Origin of the sequence: Pyrobaculum ferrireducens, from assembly GCF_000234805.1 — an archaeon.
Lineage (GTDB): Archaea > Thermoproteota > Thermoprotei > Thermoproteales > Thermoproteaceae > Pyrobaculum > Pyrobaculum ferrireducens.
Window position 1 is genome coordinate 2,003,702 of the sequence record NC_016645.1, and the last position, 18,444, is coordinate 2,022,145.

General features: G+C 58.8%; 23 protein-coding genes and 1 pseudogene. 11 read left to right on the forward strand and 13 right to left on the reverse strand.

Going from position 1 to position 18,444, the window contains the following annotated elements:
- Window positions 1-41 precede the first annotated feature (41 nt).
- Together P186_RS11240 and P186_RS11245 are read left to right on the forward strand one after the other, a co-directional pair.
- Window positions 42-563, forward strand: a complete 522-nt coding sequence (locus tag P186_RS11240; protein ID WP_148683020.1) for a MogA/MoaB family molybdenum cofactor biosynthesis protein — start codon at window positions 42-44, stop codon at window positions 561-563.
- Window positions 560-1,090 carry an LOG family protein gene (locus P186_RS11245; RefSeq protein WP_014289615.1) on the forward strand — a complete coding sequence of 177 codons (531 nt, stop codon included), beginning with the start codon at window positions 560-562 and terminating at the stop codon, window positions 1,088-1,090. Before P186_RS11240 ends, P186_RS11245 begins: the two co-directional genes overlap by 4 nt.
- Here the strand turns inward: P186_RS11245 and P186_RS11250 are convergent.
- On the reverse strand, window positions 1,087-1,671 hold the full coding sequence (locus P186_RS11250) for a CPBP family intramembrane glutamic endopeptidase (RefSeq protein ID WP_014289616.1): 585 nt from the start codon (window positions 1,669-1,671) through the stop codon (window positions 1,087-1,089). The two genes, P186_RS11245 and P186_RS11250, sit on opposite strands and share 4 nt — an antisense overlap.
- A 45-nt stretch (window positions 1,672-1,716) precedes the next feature.
- Between P186_RS11250 and P186_RS11255 the strand changes: the two genes are divergently transcribed.
- Both P186_RS11255 and tmk read left to right on the forward strand, forming a co-directional pair.
- A complete protein-coding gene (locus P186_RS11255) occupies window positions 1,717-2,214 on the forward strand; it encodes a DNA replication complex GINS family protein (RefSeq protein ID WP_237179405.1) in 498 nt (165 codons plus the stop codon).
- Window positions 2,215-2,266: 52 nt separating this feature from the next.
- Window positions 2,267-2,866: a dTMP kinase gene (gene tmk / locus P186_RS11260; RefSeq protein ID WP_014289618.1), complete on the forward strand. Its 600-nt coding sequence runs from the start codon at window positions 2,267-2,269 to the stop codon at window positions 2,864-2,866.
- A gap of 13 nt (window positions 2,867-2,879) precedes the next feature.
- Here the strand turns inward: tmk and hisG are convergent, their stop codons facing one another.
- The 3 genes from hisG to P186_RS11275 all read right to left on the reverse strand — a co-directional run bounded on the left by hisG (window position 2,880) and on the right by P186_RS11275 (window position 5,430).
- Complete coding sequence (gene hisG, locus P186_RS11265; RefSeq protein ID WP_014289619.1) at window positions 2,880-3,728, reverse strand: ATP phosphoribosyltransferase; 849 nt, start codon at window positions 3,726-3,728, stop codon at window positions 2,880-2,882.
- A gap of 45 nt (window positions 3,729-3,773) precedes the next feature.
- Window positions 3,774-4,292 (reverse strand): PaREP1 family protein, encoded by a 519-nt coding sequence (locus P186_RS11270; RefSeq protein ID WP_237179406.1) that lies wholly within the window; start codon window positions 4,290-4,292, stop codon window positions 3,774-3,776.
- A 97-nt stretch (window positions 4,293-4,389) separates the two neighbouring features.
- On the reverse strand, window positions 4,390-5,430 hold the full coding sequence (locus tag P186_RS11275; RefSeq protein ID WP_014289621.1) for a pyridoxal phosphate-dependent aminotransferase: 1,041 nt from the start codon (window positions 5,428-5,430) through the stop codon (window positions 4,390-4,392).
- Window positions 5,431-5,614: 184 nt separating this feature from the next.
- On the opposite strand from P186_RS11275, the gene P186_RS11280 reads away from it, so the two are divergent.
- Together P186_RS11280 and hisI are read left to right on the forward strand one after the other, a co-directional pair.
- Window positions 5,615-6,130 carry a PaREP1 family protein gene (locus P186_RS11280; RefSeq protein WP_014289622.1) on the forward strand — a complete coding sequence of 172 codons (516 nt, stop codon included), beginning with the start codon at window positions 5,615-5,617 and terminating at the stop codon, window positions 6,128-6,130.
- Window positions 6,120-6,518, forward strand: coding sequence for a phosphoribosyl-AMP cyclohydrolase (hisI, locus tag P186_RS11285; RefSeq protein WP_014289623.1), 399 nt, complete (start codon window positions 6,120-6,122; stop codon window positions 6,516-6,518). The genes P186_RS11280 and hisI overlap by 11 nt, the downstream gene beginning before the upstream one ends.
- On the opposite strand, the gene hisH is transcribed toward hisI, so the two are convergent.
- From hisH to P186_RS11310, 5 genes are all read right to left on the reverse strand, one after another.
- Entirely contained in the window at window positions 6,519-7,094 is a 576-nt protein-coding gene (gene hisH, locus P186_RS11290; RefSeq protein WP_014289624.1) for an imidazole glycerol phosphate synthase subunit HisH, read from the reverse strand.
- A 34-nt stretch (window positions 7,095-7,128) separates the two neighbouring features.
- Window positions 7,129-7,785 (reverse strand): hypothetical protein, encoded by a 657-nt coding sequence (locus P186_RS11295; protein WP_014289625.1) that lies wholly within the window; start codon window positions 7,783-7,785, stop codon window positions 7,129-7,131.
- Window positions 7,786-7,905: 120 nt separating this feature from the next.
- On the reverse strand, window positions 7,906-9,120 hold the full coding sequence (purB, locus tag P186_RS11300; RefSeq protein WP_014289626.1) for an adenylosuccinate lyase: 1,215 nt from the start codon (window positions 9,118-9,120) through the stop codon (window positions 7,906-7,908).
- 21 nt (window positions 9,121-9,141) lie between these two features.
- Window positions 9,142-9,624 carry a PaREP1 family protein gene (locus P186_RS11305; protein ID WP_014289627.1) on the reverse strand — a complete coding sequence of 161 codons (483 nt, stop codon included), beginning with the start codon at window positions 9,622-9,624 and terminating at the stop codon, window positions 9,142-9,144.
- A gap of 11 nt (window positions 9,625-9,635) precedes the next feature.
- Window positions 9,636-10,640 carry an adenylosuccinate synthetase gene (locus P186_RS11310; protein WP_014289628.1) on the reverse strand — a complete coding sequence of 335 codons (1,005 nt, stop codon included), beginning with the start codon at window positions 10,638-10,640 and terminating at the stop codon, window positions 9,636-9,638.
- Between the two features lie 117 nt (window positions 10,641-10,757).
- On the opposite strand from P186_RS11310, the gene P186_RS11315 reads away from it, so the two are divergent.
- Window positions 10,758-12,197 carry an NAD(P)/FAD-dependent oxidoreductase gene (locus tag P186_RS11315; RefSeq protein WP_014289629.1) on the forward strand — a complete coding sequence of 480 codons (1,440 nt, stop codon included), beginning with the start codon at window positions 10,758-10,760 and terminating at the stop codon, window positions 12,195-12,197.
- Window positions 12,198-12,274: 77 nt separating this feature from the next.
- On the forward strand, window positions 12,275-13,456 hold the full coding sequence (locus P186_RS11320; RefSeq protein ID WP_014289630.1) for an ATP-binding protein: 1,182 nt from the start codon (window positions 12,275-12,277) through the stop codon (window positions 13,454-13,456).
- Between the two features lie 12 nt (window positions 13,457-13,468).
- Here P186_RS11320 and hisE read toward each other — a convergent pair whose 3' ends face one another.
- From hisE to hisF, 4 genes are all read right to left on the reverse strand, one after another.
- Window positions 13,469-13,753: a phosphoribosyl-ATP diphosphatase gene (gene hisE, locus P186_RS11325; protein WP_014289631.1), complete on the reverse strand. Its 285-nt coding sequence runs from the start codon at window positions 13,751-13,753 to the stop codon at window positions 13,469-13,471.
- Window positions 13,750-14,859, reverse strand: a complete 1,110-nt coding sequence (gene hisD, locus P186_RS11330) for a histidinol dehydrogenase (protein ID WP_148683022.1) — start codon at window positions 14,857-14,859, stop codon at window positions 13,750-13,752. The genes hisE and hisD overlap by 4 nt, the downstream gene beginning before the upstream one ends.
- A gap of 96 nt (window positions 14,860-14,955) precedes the next feature.
- Complete coding sequence (locus P186_RS11335) at window positions 14,956-15,630, reverse strand: hypothetical protein (RefSeq protein WP_014289633.1); 675 nt, start codon at window positions 15,628-15,630, stop codon at window positions 14,956-14,958.
- A 129-nt stretch (window positions 15,631-15,759) separates the two neighbouring features.
- Window positions 15,760-16,518 (reverse strand): imidazole glycerol phosphate synthase subunit HisF, encoded by a 759-nt coding sequence (hisF, locus tag P186_RS11340; protein ID WP_014289634.1) that lies wholly within the window; start codon window positions 16,516-16,518, stop codon window positions 15,760-15,762.
- 45 nt (window positions 16,519-16,563) lie between these two features.
- Between hisF and P186_RS11345 the strand changes: the two genes are divergently transcribed.
- The 3 genes and pseudogenes from P186_RS11345 (at window position 16,564) to P186_RS11355 (ending at window position 18,443) form a co-directional block, all read left to right on the forward strand.
- Window positions 16,564-17,127 carry an imidazoleglycerol-phosphate dehydratase gene (locus P186_RS11345; RefSeq protein ID WP_014289635.1) on the forward strand — a complete coding sequence of 188 codons (564 nt, stop codon included), beginning with the start codon at window positions 16,564-16,566 and terminating at the stop codon, window positions 17,125-17,127.
- A gap of 52 nt (window positions 17,128-17,179) precedes the next feature.
- On the forward strand, window positions 17,180-17,875 hold the full coding sequence (locus P186_RS11350) for a HisA/HisF-related TIM barrel protein (RefSeq protein ID WP_014289636.1): 696 nt from the start codon (window positions 17,180-17,182) through the stop codon (window positions 17,873-17,875).
- A gap of 75 nt (window positions 17,876-17,950) precedes the next feature.
- Window positions 17,951-18,443: pseudogene (locus P186_RS11355) on the forward strand (PaREP1 family protein).
- Window position 18,444: the final 1 nt, after the last annotated feature.

The window sequence follows — 18,444 nt, forward strand, 5'->3', positions numbered from 1 at the left end:
TGGGGTGGGTGGCTGGTTTTAAATAGTGTGTATGTTTCTACATGGCTCACGAGCACCACAGATCGCAGGGGCCTCGTGTGGCTAGGTTCTACATCGTGACTGTTAGCACGTCTAGGTTTAGGGAGAGGTCCGCAGGGGGGTCTCCGGGGGATGAGTCTGGCGACTTGGCGGAGGCCATGGCTAGGGAGGCTGGGCATGTCGTGGTGGGGCGCGACTTGCTCCCCGACGACCTGCACGCCATTAGGCGGAAGGTGTTTGAGCTTGTCCAGAGGGACGACGTCGACGTGATTATATTCACCGGGGGGACCGGGCTTACGAAGACTGACGTCACTATTGAGGCGGTGAGACCGCTGTTTGAGAAGGAGATTGAGGGGTTCGGCGACGTGTTTAGATACTACAGTATTCAGGAGGTGGGAACCGCGGCGTTTTTAACGAGGTCCACCGCCGGTGTTATAAGCGGCAAGGCCGTGTTTCTACTGCCGGGATCTCCCAACTCTGTGAGGACTGGCATGCGGATAATCCTCGCCGAGGTCCCCCACGTGCTTTACCTCATTCGGCAATGAGGCAGATAGCAGTGGCCGTCCACAGCAACAACGTCCCGGGGCTAGCTGAGAAGGTGGAGAGGTTTGTAGAGGCCTTGGCCAGAAGATGTCCAGATGCCGTTTTGCTAGTAGGCGGCTACTGGGGGCATATGAAGGAGGTGGTTGATGCCGCCTTGAGGAGGGGGCTGAGGGTGGTGGCGGTGTTGCCTATCGAGAGGGAAGGGGTGGAGCTCCCTCCCGGCGCCGTGGTGATACGTAGCGGTTGCGAGTACCGGTGCCGCTCTGTGATTATGGTGCGCTCTGCCGACGCCGTGGCGGTGTTGGGCGGCGGCGTGGGGACAGCCATAGAGGCCTTTATGGCGTATGCCATGGGCAAGCCGCTGTTTGTGCTGGCGGGGGCGGGGGCCTCCACAGACCGCCTCCGGGAGGCGTATCCCGAGTACTTCGACGAGAGGAGGGTGGTGAAGGTGGTTTATGTAGACGACCCCGAGAGGCTGGCGGAGCTTGTCTGCGCGGCTGAGGGAGGCGCCGCGGCGAGCTTCGGCTAGTGTATGAGCATGGCGAGGGTGTTCTGCGTGGCGTGGAGCATGATGCTGGCGGGCAGGCCGTATCTGTGGTACGCGAATGCCAGGGATAGGGCGACGATAAATATGGGAACCGCCCCGAGTCCGGGGTTGTGGAGTAGGGCGAATCCCAGCGAGGAGATTAGGTATGCAGACGCCGTGCCCCACCTCCTCCTCACCTCCTCAAAGAGGAGTCCCCGGAAGACCACCTCCTCGACGAGCGGCGCGAGGAAGATGGCTTGTATCACGAGCAGGGGCCTCCCCAGGGGGCATTGAGAGGCGGCGGAGAAGTAGCGGGCCTGGGCCTCCCTCACCTCGTTGTAGCTCTGCAGTATCTGCGGCGAGGCTAGTATCAACAGACCCGCCGCCATTAGAGATAGGAAGTACACGCCGTATGCAAGAGGGAAGCCCCTCCCCAGCCGCCACCTCGCCAGGTAGCCCGCGGGTAGAAACGCCGCGTAGTAGAGAGTCCCGCCGTACAGCGCGGCGCACACCGGCGGCTTTATTATCGCCAAGGCGGCGATGCCGGCGATAAACGCCGCTGTGACTAGGAGCCGTATTACCACACAGTGCTGGAAACGCGTCTTTTTAACTGGTATATGTGTAGATGTGTGGCGTTCAACAGCGTGGCTAACTACTACCCAGTGAGGGTCACGTTTAGGCGGGACGTGTCTCTACCCCTGCTCGGCGTCTCCTACCAAGCCAACACGGTGGCGGAGGTGCCGCTGTACCTCGCCTTGAAGCTGGACGAGATGGGGGCCGTGGAGATAGACGAGGCGTATGCCCTCCCCCCGAGGGACGTGGCTTCTTTAAAATATGTAGAGCAGAGGGAGACCTATCCCGCGAAGTTGCCGGAGGGCTTCTACCCGCGGCTGAGGCTCACCATATACCTCCTCAGCAAGAGAGGCGACGCGAAGACCGTCAAGACCATCCTCCAAGACGTCAGGGAGCTCCTAATAGAGAGAGTAAAGAAAATGGCGTTGCTCGTAGCCACACGGCCCGACATTGTTAACGACCAGTCCTTCATGGATCGGCTCACGCCTGAGGAGAAGGCCCTCTTAATGTCGATGTACAACGCCATCACACAGTTCATGCTTTCGGTGTTGTGAAGCCGCGCCCCCTCTACATGGGGTCTTTAATAACAGACACCCGCCGGGGGTTATGGCGTTTGTAGCAGTGGAGGGAATTGACGGATCGGGCAAGAGCACCGTGATACAGCTCCTCGCCAAGCTACTGCCGAAGGTGTACGTCACGAAGGAGCCCAGCGACGGCCCCGTGGGTAGGTTAATAAAGGAGTGGGCCCTGAAGGGGGGGTCTGTTGACCCCCACGTCGATGCGTTGCTGTTTGCAGCCGACCGTATAGAGCACTACAAGAGAGAGGTGGAGCCGAAGATAAGGGAGGGGTACCTGGTCATCAGCGAACGCTACGTGGAGTCCTCAATAGCGTACCAAGGCGCGGCGGGGGTGCCGATAGACTTCATAAAATACATCAACAAGCTGGTGCCGAGGCCCGATCTTACTGTAATCCTCGACGTCGATCCAGAAGTCGCCGAGGCCCGTATTAGGAGGAGGGGGCACGTGGAGAAGTACGAATACGTCCAATTCCTGAGGAGGGTTAGGGAGATATACCTAACCAGAGCGGCCGAAGAGGGGCACCCCGTGGTAGATGCCTCCCGGAGTCCGGAAGAGGTGGCCGCAGACGTGGCGGAGATAATACACAGGTCGGTAATCGAACCGCGCGGGAGACAGTCGCTGGGCTGATCGGCGCCGCCTCCTATGTTATCAACTTCTCAATCGGGGTTATTACTATGTCTCTTGCCCCCGCCTCTTTAAGCCGCATCACGAGGTCTGGGAGTACGTCTTCGGGGACTACAGAAAAGACTTCGTAGACGTCGCCTTTTGCTAGTCTCGTCACGCTGGGGGCCTCCATCGCCGGGAGCACCGTCAGCACAGCCTCTAGCTTGTCTGCGGGGACGTTTAGAAACACCATCTTCCTACCCTGCGCCGCGTAGTACCCCCTTATGAATGTGACGAGCTTCTTGGTTAATTCGTGCTCCACGTAGCGGGGGTTTACTACGAGCCTCGCCGAGGTCTCGAGCACGGTGGCTATCGGCCTCAGCCCGTGCACCTCCAGAGTGGTGCCAGTCGCCATCACGTCCAGTATGGCGTCCGCGATGCCGAGTTGCGGCAACACCTCAACCGATCCCGTCACTCTAATAATGCGGACTCTCTTCCCCAGCTCTGCGAAGTAGTTGTAAGCGATGTTGACGAACTTAGTGGCAACCCGAGCCCCGGGAGGGAGCTCCTCGACGGTAGAGACGCCGCTGGATTTCAGAACTGCAACCACCAGCTTCCCCCTCCCGAACTCTAGGTCGAGCACCTCGGCGACGTTTGAGCCGGACTCCACCACGTAGTCGTGTCCCGTCACGCCAGCCCAAACCCTCCCGCTCTCGACTATGTGCGGTATGTCCTCGGGCCTAGCCCGTATGAGATTTACCACGCTCCACGAGGTGGGCACCACCAGCGCCCTCTCGTCCGAAGCCAGCGGCCTGATGCCGACGGCCTCGAGAAGCTTCAGCGTAGGCTCCTGAAGCCTGCCCTTGCTAGGAACCGCCAGAAGCATGGGGAGAGCTATCCATAGGGGCCACAACCCGTCGATTTATAAACATTAACCCGAGAGCCGCGGCGGCTCTCTGCCGGCCTCGCCCGCCAGCCTCCTCTCTAGTTGCGCAACTAGCCTCTCTATAAGGCCCCTGGCCGCGTCATCGCTGGGTATTTTGCTCAGAACACCGGAGGGATCCGGGCCGTTGTGCTGGTATTCATGTATTAGCAAAGCCAAGGCGGTGAGCTCCACGACCTCCGGCTCCCTCGCGCCTAGCTTCTCAGCCAGTTGCGTCATCATGGTGGTGGGCGCCAGGGCAAGCACCAGCTCCTTACGCAAGACGCCGATGCCCCTCCTCAAGATTTTAACACCCTCTAGCTGGAACAGATCTTGGTGCTTAATTGCTAGGTAGGAGAGATATGCCTTCCACGCTTGGAAAGCCTTGCCGGCGGCGTTCCTTAGGAGACCTGCGTGGAGGAATTTCCTAGCCAGCTCTACCTCAGCTCTGCTCTCCATAAGCCTTGCCTTCGCCACGTCCTCCAGCGGTATCCTCAATATCTGGACCCCCCTCCGGCTGAGCTCCACATATTCACAACTCCCCTCTTTTAAAAACCATAACCCCGCGGCGAGCCGCCGCTTCGCAATCCACACAAGGCGCCGGGAGGCGCGGCGCCGCTTGGGCCTAAGGAGCCTGGCTCCTACCTCCAGAGGTTTCTTGCAGGACTTTTTCTAACTGTTGGAGGAACTTGTCCATGATGGGGCGGGGGGCTAGGGTGAAGCGTATGCATGAGGGGCAGAGCGGCTTTCCGCCGAGTACCCTCACCACGAAGCCGGCCTCCTCTAGCTTGGAGGCCGCGGCCTCTGCGTCGCCAACCTTGACTGTGATGAAGTTTGTGGGGCCGTGGTACTTGTCGCCTCTTATCTGCGCCGCGGCCCACTGGCGTACTTCACTCAACTCCTCCACGGAGCGCTCCACGTACGGTCTGCCGACCTCCAGCGCCTTTTCCACCACCTTGGCCGAGAAGGAGGAGATGGGGTGCGGCGGTGACAGCGCCCTCAGAGCCTCTGCCAGCCGCCTCTGGGCTACGACGTAGCCCACCCTCAGCCCCGCAAGCCCCCACGCCTTTGAAAAAGTCCTCACCTCAGCGACGTTTCCATATTCGTACAGCTTCGGCGTCCAGTACCCGGCGAACTCGGCGTATGCGGCGTCTAGCACCACAAGGCCGCTGAACCTCGCCGCGAGCTCCTCCACCTCCTTCACCACGTGGGCGGTGGGGTTGTTAGGCGAGCAGACGTACACAGCGCCGACGCCAAGCCTCGCCACCGCCTCGACGTCTAGAGACAAGTCCCCGCCGTAGGTGGCAACTACGGGCCTCAGCCCCACCTGCCTAGCCACCACACGCGCCATGCCGTAGGTGGGCTCCACAATAGCCAAGCCGCGCCCCATATGCGCGGCTAGTTGCATGGCGAGCCTCAGCCCCTCGTCAGCCCCAGCAGTTATAACGACGGAGCCTTGTGGGAGGCCTAGATGCCTCTCTATAGCCACTGCTAGCTTCCTATTATTAGGATCTGTGTAGTAGCGTATCTCCCACGGCTCGGGGAGCGCCGTGACGGCTCTGTAGTAATCCTCAGGGAGGAAGAGGTTTTCATTAAAGTGAAGCCTTATCCTCTGATAGCCCACGTCAGGCTCATCGTAGGCGAAGTCTATTTCAGGCACCAACACGGGCCAAGCAAACTATAGTTATAAAACCTTATCTATGTAGCACGGCGGGCGAATACGTAGCGTATATCGCCGTTTCGTTGATGTGTATACACGCGTGCCCTACGCCGAGCTTTTGGCAGAACCGCGAAGGAGCCGAACTTCGTCGAGCTCGGTAACCTATATAAATTTCTACTATCGCAGATGTGTGGAGACGTTAGTGTTGCCGTCTAAAATCGTGAGGGAGCTTAAGGCAAGAGCGGAGGAGGCCGGCGTGTCTATAGAGGATTATCTATTAGAGCGGCTACTAGCCGACGTAGATCCACCCGGCAAAGCTAAAGCATACGCCGAGGCTGCCTTAGATCTGCTGAGGGCGGCGGGGGAGGAGCTTGGAACCGGCGACTTCCGTCAGGCTAGTGAGAAGATTTGGGGGGCGGCGGCGCTGGCTGTGAAGGCCTACGCCTACTGGCGCGACGGCGTTAGACTGGCGTCACACGGAGAGCTGTGGCGCTATAAGGATAAAATCGCCGCCGAGCTAGGCGACTGGATACGCGACGCCTGGAACGCCGCAAACGCCATGCATATAAACTTCTACGAGGGGTGGGCCACCGAATCCGACGTGAGGAAAGCCTACGAGGAGGTAAAAAACTTCGTCGATAGGATCGCCAAGCGAATTCTCGAACACGACAAATCTAAAAACCAGACAAATTCTCATGGAGCCTAGGCCTTTGGCATCTGCTGAGGAGGCTTGGAAAATTGCGTCGTCTTTACGCTACCGCCACATAGATGGCACTGTGGTGGCGGTTGCGCAAGACGTGGTTACTAAAGACGTTTTGATGGTGGCGTATATGGACCCGATCGCCGTGGTGCTGACGCTCACCACGGGCCTCGCGCATTACTTCTCCACCACGCGCAAGAGGGTCTGGCTGAAGGGGGAGACCAGCGGCCACTACCAGATAGTAAAGGAGTTTAGGACGGACTGCGACGGCGACGCCGTCGTGCTCAAGGTCTTCCAGATAGGCGCGGCGTGCCACACGGGTTCCAGGTCGTGTTTCGAGTCCTCGGCATCGCACGTCTTGAAGAGCGGGGAGGAGCGGCGCGGCTTGCTGTAGCTACCTACGCGCCTCGGCTAGGAATCTCCTAATCAGCGCGAGGCCGGCCTTGCCGCTTCTCTCCGGGTGGAACTGCACGCCAAGTATGTGTCCCCTCCTAACCGCCGCGGCGTATCTATCCCCCAGCTCCACGTAGGCGATGTGCGAGGGGTCCTCCCCGTCCCAGCGCACGCCGTAGCTGTGTAGGTAGTAGTAGTACCCCTCCTCCACCACGCCGTCGGGCCTCGCCACATGCGTATACGCCCAGCCGATGTGCGGCACCTTCCGAGCCCTTACCCTCTCCACCCGCCCTCTGAAGACTGCGAGCCCCTGCCCCCCGCCCTCTTCGCTCGCCTCGAATAGCAACTGCATGCCGAGGCATATGGCCAGCGTTGGCTTTTCCAAAATCGCATTTCTAAATTCGTGGGCCAGCGCGTAGGCCGCCTCGTAGGTGCCGACGCCGGGCAACACCAGAGCGTCGACCCTCGCCGCCTCCCTTAAGCTTTTCACAACTACAGGCTCTGCCCCCGCCCTTCTTAACGCCGTAAGTACGCTACCGACGTTGCCCACTGTGTAGTCCACAACACCAACAAACACGGGAGGAGGGAAAAGGGGGTTTTAAAAACTGGGGTTACCTCACCTCCCGGATGTATGCAACTATATTGGCGTAGGAGCTTCTACAGACTCTCCTCATGGCGCTGTGAATTATGTCAATTATGAAGAAGTAGGGCACCTCTGCCTTGTCGTCAAATATCAACAGTCCGTGGGTCGTTGCGTTTATCAACTCGCCGTGCCCCTCGATCACCAGTCTAGAGTAGTTAAAACTGGTTTCGACTAACAGCTGGCTACGGGGGGCGAGAGGCGACTTGTCAAAGGGCACGGGGTTGAGGCTACGCTTATAGACAACGCCGCCGAGGCCCTTCACAGTTTCGTTGTTAACACTCCTAACCCTACCTAGGTCAAGCAGTAGCTCTCCAATATAGGCGAACTGATGCGGGTAGCTAAACACAGCCAGCGGCAACTCGTAGCCGCCTAGCACGGCCCTGGCCAACTTACCGTTCTTATAGACTAGAGTGAGGTTTGCCTCGAATTTGTTCCCCCCGGCGCACATAACCTCAGCCGTGTACTGCGCCGTAAATGTGCCTTGGGTTAAGGGCACCAGAGGCTTGCCAGGTCTTGCGTAAGCGGCGCTGAGCCATATGGCAAGTGCCACTAACAAAATAACCACGACAGCCGCAACGACCACACCTCCCGTGTGGCGCCTCCCCTTCATATTATCCACATGCATCTACCCATATATTACTGGGTATTATAATATTTTCCTTGATATGCCATATATTTTGTATGGGCGCTGTCTATCTTTTCTTTTGCACTACTGCAGTGACTTATTGTGCTCACTGCTGATATGTTAATCACATAGTCTCAGGTTTAGTGTTTCTTCTATTAATTTCTCCACGGGCCACTTATGGTATTCGTACGTCAATGCGCGTATTTCCCGGGCTTTTTTGTACGCCTCGGCTCTGCTGTACCCCTCTCTTATTAACTTGTTCATGTGGAATTCTGTGAGGATGTGGGGTAGCGCCTTCTGCAGGTTCTCCTCTATTCTCGCCTCGTCTATGTACACGGTCTTCAAGACTCTAAGGGTGCTGTTGAGGATTTCGTCCAGGGCGAGGAGGGCCTCGGGTATCCATATGCGCTCGTTGGCGGAGTTTGTGAGATCCCTCTCGTGCCACAGGGCCACGTTTTCAAACGCCACGTGTGTCAAAGCCCTCACGTACCTCGCCAGGCTGACGATGCGCTCGGAGGTCGTGGGGTTGGCCTTGTGAGGCATGGCGGAGGAGCCGCCTCCCCTCTCCACCACCTCGCCGATCTCGGGGCGGGAGAGCTCTCTTATCTCCACCGCGAGGCGCTCGGCGACGGCCGCCGTCAGCGCCAGAGAGGCGGCCAGCACGGCGAACGCCTCCCTGGGCGCCACCTGGGTCGTAATTACGTGGTGGGGGAGGCCCAACATCTCGGCGACCCTCCTCCTGACCTCGGGGCCTAGTTCCCCCCACGCGGCCATGGTGCCGACGGCGCCCCCTATCTTGGCTCTTATAAAATCCTCGGCGAGGGCCAGCTGTCTGCATGCGATGTGGAGCTCGTAGTAGTAGTTTGCGAATTTGAAGCCCAGCGTGATGGGCTCGGCCCACTGTCCGTGTGTCCTGCCTACCATCTCTAGGGTTTTGTACCTCTCCGCGAGGCGCGCTAGCTCCTCGCCCACGGCCCGCGCCCTCTGCTTTATTATGGAGAGGGCGCGTCTAATGAGCAGAGCCCACGCCGTGTCTATTATGTCGTTGGAGGTGGCCCCGTAGTGCACGTACCTGCACCCGCTTTTCTGTTCCAGCAGAAGCACTAGGCTCAGCACGTCGTGCCCCGTCTCCTTCTCAAGCCGGTAGACCTCGTCGGCGCCTACCTCTGCGTTTTTTACTTTTTCGCAACAGCCCTTCTCAGCCACGCCCAGCTCCTCCAGCGCACATACAAGCGCCCTCTCCACCTCTAGATAGGCGTTGATGACTGCCTCCTGGCTGAAGAGGCGGCGCATCTCCTCGGTGCCGTAGCGCCAGTCAAATGGGGATACGTACATCGCCACGTTGTTTCCGAGTTTTTATAAATGGAGTTGTCTCGCTAGCTCCTTAGCCTTTTCGACTAGCCTCTTCACGTCCTTTACCGCGGCGTCGTCGTCTGGATACACGCTGAGTATACCCTCGGGATCGGGGCCGTTGTACTGATACTCGCAGAGCAGTAGCGCTATGTTTGTATAGAGATCTACGTCTCCTCCAACTATCTGCGCCACTTTCTTGAGGGCTGTGGTTGGCATTATTGCCACTATCCACACCGCCTTATCGACGACGCGTCTGGCGCCCCTCAGCTTTTTACGGCCGGGGAAAGCCCTCCCTAGCTCCTCGATTTTGTCCACTGAATACGCGGCGACAATAGCCTTCCAGCTCTGGAAGGCCTTACCCGCGGCATTTCGCACAAGGCCCTCCTCAAGGAACTTCTCCGCCAGCTCAGCCTCGTAAAGAGCCTCCCTTAGCCGCACCGCTCTATACCGCATTAGGTCGAACCAAGGCTCTGGCAAAACCTCCACACCTGTCTTTATTACACTTCTCCTTTCTCCTTTCTCAAGTCTACCATGTGTTGCGGCTCTGGGCCGGTTCCTATCAACGTGATGGGTACCTTCAGCGCGTCTTCCACTTCTTCAATCCACTTCCTGGCTTCTGGCGGTAGATCTGTCCACCTGGTTTTGCCTGAGGCGTCTCTGAAGAGGATGTCTATCTTTGTTATGGCTATTTGGGTGGGGGTGTTGAGGAGAACTGCGCGCTTGGCGAGCTCCATGTTGAATGGCGCCGCCCTCCTCGGCCTGCCGGTGACGGCTCCCCGCTCGGCCCATCCCCTCCTCTCGGCCTCTTCTGGCGGTAGCTCGCCGGGTAGGGGGCCGTTGCCCACCCTCGTAACGTAGGCCTTGAATACAAGCACGACGTGGTCCACGGCCCTGGGACCCACCCCCGCCTCGCTCAACACGCCGCTTGCCGTGACGTCTCTACTTGTGACGTAGGGGTAGGTGCCGTGGTAGAGGGATAGGAAGGTCCCCTGGGTGCCTTCTATAACCACGCCCCGGCTCCGCTCTTGGTGTATCATCGCCGGGACGTCGGCGAGGTAGGGCTTAAGCGCCTCGAACTCCTTGGCCAGCCTAAGCCTCCGGAGGACGCGGTCGACCATCGCGGCCCCGACGCCCTGCCCCGTGGAGCCGACTGTTTTCATGAGAAATTCGTCTGCCCTCTCCCGCTCCACGTGCGCCTCTTCTATGACGCCTGTGTTGAAGTCGACGTAGCTACGGCCTCTGCCGAACTTCTCCACCTCAGAGAGGAATACGTCTATCTTGATCAACGCGCCGGGTGCCACGGCCAGCTTGGAGCCGGGGTTGACGAAGCACGTGGGGAGCGTGCGTAGGACCACGGCCTCCCCTCTCCAAGCCACTGTATGCCCCGCGTTGGGGGCGCCGGTCCTCACGCACAGCGCCGGCTTGTCGACGGCGGCTAGATACGCCACGACTTTGCCCTTTCCCGTGTCGCCGAAGAAGCCGTCGACGACGACGTATAGCATGTTTCTTGTCTGCGGCAGTGGTTTTAAGTAATACTGCCTATCTGCACCGTCTATCGCTGGGCGGCTTGGTAATTTGTACTAGTGATATTATAAATATCCAGTTGTGCATGTCGTTAAGTGGTTACGCAGTACCTATCCCGCCTCAGGACGCTGGATCGGTACGTGGGGGATTACGACGTGGTGATAGTGGGGGCGGGGCCGGCGGGCCTCTTCGCTGCTCTTGAGCTGGCCGAGGCCGGGGGGGTTAAGGTAGCTCTCATCGACGGTGGGTACAAGGCCTCGCAGAGGCACTGCCCTCTGCAGACTCCTCTGGAGAAGTGCACCTACTGCGTCCCCTGCCACATCATGTACGGCATTGGGGGGGCTGGCACGTTGAGCTCCGGCCTCATCAACCTCAGGCCGGACGTGGGGGGCGACCTCCACGAGCTGGTGGGGGACTGGGACAGGGCGATGGAGCTTATCAACTACGTGGATTCGATATTTGTCAAGTTCGGGGCGCCGGGCCGCGTCTACGAGCCTAATATGGAGTACCTCGCGAAGCTCTCGGCGCTGGCTGCGAGGGTCAACGCGAGGATTATCCCAATACGCCAGCGCCACATGGGCACCGATGGGAGTAGGATGGTTGTGGAGGCTATGACTCGACACCTCGAGGGGGCCGGCGTCGCCGTGATGTACGCCACGTGGGCTGTGGAGGTGGAGCGTGGGTCGAATGGACTCTTCACTGTCAAGACTACCCGCGGCGTGCTGAACGCGAGGGCTGTTCTTCTGGCGCCGGGGAGGGGCGGCGCCGAGTGGCTTGTCTCACAGCTAAAGCGCCTGGGCGCCTCTATTGACTTCGGCCCTGTGGATATTGGGGTGCGGGTGGAGGTGCCGTACCACGTCATGAAGCCGCTTACAGACGCGGTGCACGACCCCAAGGTGGTTCTCTACACCTCTAAATACGACGACAAGGTGAGGACTTTCTGTACGAACCCCCGCGGCTTCGTGGTTAAGGAGGTGTATTCGGACGGCACGATCGGCGTCAACGGCGAGACGTACCTAGAGAAAAAGAGCGACAACACAAACTTCGCGTTTCTAGTGACGCTCAGGCTTACAGACCCCATGGAGGACACGCTTGAGTTCGGCAAGTCAATCGCCAGGCTGGCCACCAAGCTGGGGGGCGGCAAGCCGCTCATCCAGAGGCTTTACGACCTGGAGAGGGGGCAGAGATCCACCTGGGACCGTATTAGGAGGTCGAGTATATCCCCCACGCTTAAAGACGTCACACCTGGCGACATATCCCTCGCGCTACCCCACCGCATTGTTGAGGACATTATAGAGGGGTTGAAGAAGCTCGACGAGCTGGCCCCCGGCGTGGCGAGCCCCCAGACGCTTATCTACGCCCCTGAGATTAAGTACTACTCAGCGAGGCCTGCGGTAGACGCAAACCTGATGACGACAGTTCCCGGCTTATTCGTTGCGGGCGACGGCGCCGGCCTCTCCCGCGGCATAAATGTCGCCGCGGCCACCGGGGTTCTAGCGGCGAGGGGAATTCTGAAATACCTCGCGCAACATTGATAGAATACTGACAAGTAAACTGCGTGTAGTTGTCAGTTTGGTATCAAAGATTTATACTTAAGGCACCGGTTGCTGGTATGGAGACGTTGGAGCGGAGCAACCCGTGGTGGTTCGACCCAGACTGGTCCGAGAGGGATATACACCTTAGGCGCTGGGCGTCGGAGAGAGTTAGGTGGATTCCACAATGGATAGAGCACTTATCCCTCTCCCCACCTGCTCTTAATTTTGTCTACGGACCGCGGCAGACTGGGAAAACCACCGGCGTGAAGTTTCTCATTAAGCACCTGCTCGAGAGCGTCCCACCGGAGTCTGTGGTTTATGTCGACCTGGACTCCGTGGTCTCACTGAGGGAGTTTAGAGAGGTGATGCATTGGGTGCTGGCTAGGGCTGAGGCGAGAGGCGTCAAGCGGCTATATATATTCCTCGACGAAGTGACCTCTCTCAGGGGATGGTGGAGGGTGGTCAAGTTTTACATAGACTCCGGGGCTTTGGAGAGGTCGGTGGTCACAGCGACTGGATCTTCGGCTGTTGAGCTGTTGAAAACTCCAGAAAAATTTCCAGGTCGGAGGGGGAGCGGAAGAGATGTGGTTGTCCTGCCGCTGGGCTTCCCCCAGTTCGTAGCTGTGCTCTACGGAGAGGCGAGAGATCCCGCCGTGGTTGAGGCCTTGTTTGAGGAGTACTTAAAGAGAGGTGGGTTTCCCAAGTCTATAAATGAGCACCCAGACGCCGTCGCCTCGCTTATCGACGCCGTGGTCTCTGAGACGTATAGACACGGAAGGAGCCCCCAGCTATTAAAAGAAATAATAGGCGCCATCATGGAGAAGGTTCCCAGTCCTCTGTCGTACCACGCCGTGGCTCAGGAGGTTGGGATATCTCACAACACAGTCCGCGACTATGTGGAATTTCTCAAAGATCTCTATCTGCTGGGGGTGGCGTATCTACTAGAGGGAGACAAGCCAAACCTCCGACGAGAGAAAAAAATCTTCTTTAGAGACCCACTGATATATAGAGCTCTAGCCTGGTGGACCGGGAAGGCAGTTGACGAATCTACGCTACTTGAACACGTGGCTCAGGAACACCTCTACAGGACATGCGGCTCTGTCTACTACTACAGAAATAGGACTGAGATAGACATAGTCGCGGGGAGCTACAGGCTGGAGATAAAGACGTCCAAAGCCCGGAAGAGCTACCCCAGGGAGGTGCAGATAGTCGCCAAGAAAGATCTGCCAATATTCCTCCTACAGCTAAAGAGTTGCTGAGCCGTCGCCCCGCTACTTCATCCGCCTCTCCAACTCGCCGCAGACATCCGCGAGAGAAAGGCCGAGTGAGTTCAGCAACACCAAGAGGTGGTAGAGGAGGTCAGCCGCCTCGGCCACCACCCTCTCCCTCCCCTCTGACAAGGCCGCCACGGCCACCTCCACCGCCTCCTCACCGACCTTCCGGGCTACCGCGGGAATGCCCGAGGAGTATAGGCGGTATGTGTAGCTCTGGGGGTTGCCCTCGGCAATTCTCCGGCGGATGACCCCCTCAAGCTTCTCCAGCACCTGGCACGTCATAGCAACGCCCTGCGGTGGAGCGGGAAGCCTTCGTACTCCGCCAGCTTCCTGGCGGCCTCTAGCAGGGCCAGCTCGCCCACAGCCTCGGCTATGCCGACGGCCTTCATAAAGATAAGCGGCGTCACGATGCCCCGCCACCTCGCCGAGCCGCCTGTGGGCAAGACGTGGCTAATCCCCGCCACGTAGTCGAGATAGGGGCTCGGCATGTTGACAGACACGGCGCCCACATTCTTGACTCTGTAGGCCACCTCCCTCCTCCCCCACACCTCCAGGTGCTCGGGGGCAATTCTCTCGATGAGATCCACGGCCTCCTCCACGCCGGAGACCGTTCTCGTCTCCAGCGACCCCATTGAAGAGGTCCTCTCCCTCCTGTATATCTCCTCTACGCCTCTCAGCAGTTGGGGATCAGGCGAGAGGACGTATGCAAATGAGGTGGGGCCGTGCTCCAGCTGAGCCAGCGCCCCCCTGGCCGCCGTGTCGGGCGCTACGGACTCTGCGTACACCACAAGCTCGGTGGGGCCCTCTATGCCGTCTATCCCGACGTGTTGAGACAGCAGGTACTTAGCCGCTTGGACGTATAAGCCGCCGGGGCCCGCCAGCATGTCAACCCCCATGTGATGCACCGCGTAGGCGAGGCCGTGGGGTCCTCCAATGGCGAGCACCGCCTTGACTCCGAGCTCCCTCGCCACGGCAAGCAATTCGTCTGTAACGCCGCGGGGCGGCGTCACGACGTATATCTCGTCGACCCCGGCGATTTTCGCGGGGATCGCCAGCATGACGAGAGTAGATATATAACGCGCGGGCACGTACAGCCCCACGCTTCTGACAGGTTTCCACAGTGCCGTTCTCAACACACCTCCGTAGTAGTCTGTTGCTGATGGAGGCGTCATCTTCTCGTAGAACCTCCTGAGCGATTCCGCAGCGGTTAGGGCAGCAGACACCACCTCTACATCTCCCCCCGGTCTCGGCGTGATTAAGTAATTCTCTGGAGCAATGCCGTCAAGCCGCTTGGAGTACTCCAAGGCCGCGCTCAGCCCCCCTCCCGCCACTTCGTCAATAATCTTACCAACAGAATCCAAGACATCCCGCGGAAAGCCTCTCTTCATGCCTCTCCCCACCCCCCTATTTATTAGCATTGCTAACTACACGCCCAGCGGCAGGCTTCAAGATGAGTCCTTATACGCTCTTAATATCGAGGGTTTTTAAACGGCTGATATCTTAGGGGCCGAAAGCGTGCGCAGAGGCGCGGCGATTAGTTGCCGCTTCCCAGCGCCTGTCCGTTCCCCAGCCGGCGCCGGGCGCGCCGGCGGTAGGTAGAGGCTGAGAGGCGCGTCTACTGTTGCCCCCAACGTCACTTCATGTATATGGGTTGAGATGCGGAAGAGGGTTTCTACAGCCCACTTGAATACATCTGAACGCCCAGGCCCGGAAATCACCACTGCCCTATACCCTCTCTGCGTTTTTTCCAAGCTGGCTACTACGCCGTTGCCTAACTGTAGACGTGGGCGGCTTTTAAATACGGCCTCTATATACGCCGTACAGTAAATACACCTACTCGCGTATATAGCCAGCGCCGCGTTGAATGCCCTGGCCAACTCCCACCAAAGCCCCCTCTTTACAAACCCCCGGAATAGGCTCAGCCCGTCAGAAGTGGTGAGGGTTCCGTTGCTCAACTCAACCCTCTTCGGGAACCCGGCGGCAACGTAGAACACAGACTCCTCAACAGAAGCAGATCCGGGATATACGCCCTCCCCCCTCTTCAATACCAAATACCGGCCCTGGCACGGCTCGTTGAGCAACACAGGCACCTCACCCACAAGCTTAACGCACTTTTTCCCCATGGGCAAGATATTGAAACGCGGAGTCAAAACATGCATGTCATAGTAGATGCGGCGATTGATATAACCAATAAGTGAAAAATCGCATCACGGTAGCGCCTCCGGCGTGTTGGGTAATTTTCAGAACTGGCAGATCTCTCAACTGTGGGCGACCCCGCGCCAGGCCTTTTAAAGCCTAACCGCCACCCCCCTCTGTTTTAGAAAACTCTTTACCTGTCCTATGGTGACGACTTTGAAGTGAAAAAGAGAGGCGGCCAGCACCGCGTCGGCGCCCGCCGCGACTGCCTCGTAGAAGTGCTCAAGCGCGCCGGCTCCCCCGGAGGCTATGACGGGGATGTTGACGGCGGAGGCCACCCTTTTAATCAACTCAACATCGTAGCCTTCCCTAGTCCCGTCGCGGTCAATCGACGTCAGCAGTATCTCCCCGGCACCCAGTTCCTCCACTCTCCTCGCCCACTGCACCGCGTCTAGCCCCGTCGCCACGCGGCCCCCGCCTATGTAAACCTCGTAGCGGCCCCCAGCCAGCTTCGCGTCTATGGCCACCACGGTGGATTGGCTACCAAACTCTCTAGCCATCTCCTCCACAAGCTCCGGGCTCTTCACCGCGGCTGTATTTACAGAGACCTTGTCGGCACCTGCTTTAAACAGAGCCTCTGCATCCCGCAGGCTCCGCACCCCGCCCCCAACCAAGACAGGTATAGACACAGCCTCGGCCACCCTCCTAACCGATTCGATAAAGGTGGCCCTCCCCTCCGGCGTGGCTGTGATGTCCAGTACAGCGATTTCGTCGGCACCCTCCTCCTCGTACCTCACAGCCATCTCCACGGGGTCGCCGACCTCTCTAATACCCTGGAAATTCACCCCCTTAACCACGACCCCCGCCTTGCCGTCCATGTCGAGACACGGGATGACCCTCACCACGGCCACGGAGCTTAATGCATAGTCTATATAAATAGAAACGGGAGGGGAGACATGGCCGCCTACACCCGGAAGACCTTGGAGACTGAGGTCGTCGTGGAGCTGAGCCGAGGCGGCGAGGCGTCTGTAGATACGCCGATACCCTTCCTCACACACATGGTGGAAACACTGCTACTATACGCAGGGCTGGGGGGGAGAGTCGTCGCGAGGGAGCTGAGGAGGCTGGACGACGGCCACCACGTAATAGAGGACGTCGCCATCGCGCTCGGCAGGGCGCTGGACGCCCTCATGGGCGATAGGAAGGGGATCGCCAGGTTTGGCCACTCGGTGGTGCCAATGGACGACAGCATCGCGCTGGCCGCAGTAGATCTCGGAGGGAGGGTGTACTGGGTGGTGAAGACGAGGTTGCCGGACACAGCCATCGGGGGCTACCCCCTCTCCATGTTCCCCCACTTCGTGAGGAGCTTGGCAACAGAGGCGAGGGCCACCATCCACATATACGCCAGAGGCTTAGACCCCCACCACAAGATAGAGGCCGCACACAAGGCCCTCGGCCTCGCGTTGAGACACGCCCTCTCGCCCGGCCAGGGCACCTCTACAAAGGGAACGCTGAAATGAGGCGGTAGAGCCGCCTCTCGTTAAACATTAAATAGTACTTCGAGGCGGGGGCGTGATTATCCCCTCAATCGACATAGAGGGAGGCAGGGCTGTAAAGCGCGTGAAGGGGGAGAGAGGGCGGTACATCTTCCAGGGCGATCCCGTGGAGCTGGCCTACAAATTCAGACCAGCCCCTCTTGTCCACGTGGTGGATCTAGACGGCGCTGAGGCCGGCAGGCCAGTCAACACGGCAGTTATCAAGCGGGTCGCGGAGATCCTCGGGGGTAGGTGCCAGTTGGGGGGCGGGCTGAGGAGTAGGGAGGCTGTGGAGGAGGCGCTTGCCCTCTGTAAATACGCAGTCGTCGGCTCGTTGCCATTTAAAAACTGGGACCTGTTCACAGAGATAGCCGGGCTTTACAGACAGAGGCTAGTAGTTTCGATAGACTACGGCGGGGGGCACGTCTTGACAAGCGGCTGGCTGGAGAGAGCCCTACCTCTTGAAGAGGCTGTGCGTCTGCTGGCAGAGGCCGGCCCCTACGCCGCAGTCGTGGTGACGGCGGTGGAGGTGGAGGGCACGGGAGGCGGCGTCAAGGCAGACATACACGTGGGCAGGCTGAGGAGAGTCGCAGAGAGGATATACTACGCAGGTGGAGTTAAAAACTGCAGAGACGCCGAGACAGCCCGCCGCCTTGGATTCGACGGGGTGATAGTGGGCTACGCCCTCTACGCAGGTGATTTAAAAGAGTGCGTCGAATGGATCCAGCGCTAGAAACGGCGCCTGTTCAAGCCGAGATCCCAAAAGAAAGGTGCCGACACCAATATAAACTGGAATTTGAGGAATGACGTGGAGACTATACGTCTTCCGGCAAGCGTCGTGAGGGAGTTGCGCAAAAGAGTTGAGAAAGAGGGCATCACCCTTGAAGACTACGTATTGGAAAGACTGCTGGCAGATGTGGATCCCCCAAGCAGAGCCGAGGCATACGCTGAAGTCGCCTTAGATCTGCTGAGAGCCGCCGAGGAGGAGTTGAGGGCTGGTGATTTGAGGCAGGCTAGTGAGAAGATTTGGGGGGCGGCGGCGCTGGCTGTGAAGGCCTACGCCTACTGGCGCGACGGCGTTAGACTGGCGTCCCACGGAGAGCTGTGGCGCTATAAGGATAAAATCGCCGCTGAGCTAGGCGACTGGGTACACAACGCCTGGGCACAGGCAAACGCCAATGCATATAAACTTCTACGAGGGATGGGCTACGGGGACCTCAGTGGAGCTGGCTCTTCATAGAGTTAGACGGCTAGTTTTCGAGATTGTTCAGAAAATAGGTGTAGCCCCCGCCGACAAGTAAA

What these genes read in the sequence shown, in the direction of transcription:
- hisE (WP_014289631.1), bottom strand. Translation starts at nt 13,753, where the DNA reads ATGACGTGCCAGGTGCTGGAGAAGCTTGAGGGGGTCATCCGCCGGAGA.
- purB (WP_014289626.1), bottom strand. Translation starts at nt 9,120, where the DNA reads ATGTACGTATCCCCATTTGACTGGCGCTACGGCACCGAGGAGATGCGC.
- hisG (WP_014289619.1), bottom strand. Translation starts at nt 3,728, where the DNA reads ATGCTTCTGGCGGTTCCTAGCAAGGGCAGGCTTCAGGAGCCTACGCTG.
- P186_RS11245 (WP_014289615.1), top strand. Translation starts at nt 560, where the DNA reads ATGAGGCAGATAGCAGTGGCCGTCCACAGCAACAACGTCCCGGGGCTA.
- hisD (WP_148683022.1), bottom strand. Translation starts at nt 14,859, where the DNA reads ATGAAGAGAGGCTTTCCGCGGGATGTCTTGGATTCTGTTGGTAAGATT.
- P186_RS11345 (WP_014289635.1), top strand. Translation starts at nt 16,564, where the DNA reads ATGGCCGCCTACACCCGGAAGACCTTGGAGACTGAGGTCGTCGTGGAG.
- P186_RS11335 (WP_014289633.1), bottom strand. Translation starts at nt 15,630, where the DNA reads ATGCATGTTTTGACTCCGCGTTTCAATATCTTGCCCATGGGGAAAAAG.
- P186_RS11310 (WP_014289628.1), bottom strand. Translation starts at nt 10,640, where the DNA reads ATGCTATACGTCGTCGTCGACGGCTTCTTCGGCGACACGGGAAAGGGC.
- P186_RS11295 (WP_014289625.1), bottom strand. Translation starts at nt 7,785, where the DNA reads ATGCATGTGGATAATATGAAGGGGAGGCGCCACACGGGAGGTGTGGTC.
- P186_RS11320 (WP_014289630.1), top strand. Translation starts at nt 12,275, where the DNA reads ATGGAGACGTTGGAGCGGAGCAACCCGTGGTGGTTCGACCCAGACTGG.
- hisI (WP_014289623.1), top strand. Translation starts at nt 6,120, where the DNA reads ATGGAGCCTAGGCCTTTGGCATCTGCTGAGGAGGCTTGGAAAATTGCG.
- tmk (WP_014289618.1), top strand. Translation starts at nt 2,267, where the DNA reads ATGGCGTTTGTAGCAGTGGAGGGAATTGACGGATCGGGCAAGAGCACC.
- P186_RS11240 (WP_148683020.1), top strand. Translation starts at nt 42, where the DNA reads ATGGCTCACGAGCACCACAGATCGCAGGGGCCTCGTGTGGCTAGGTTC.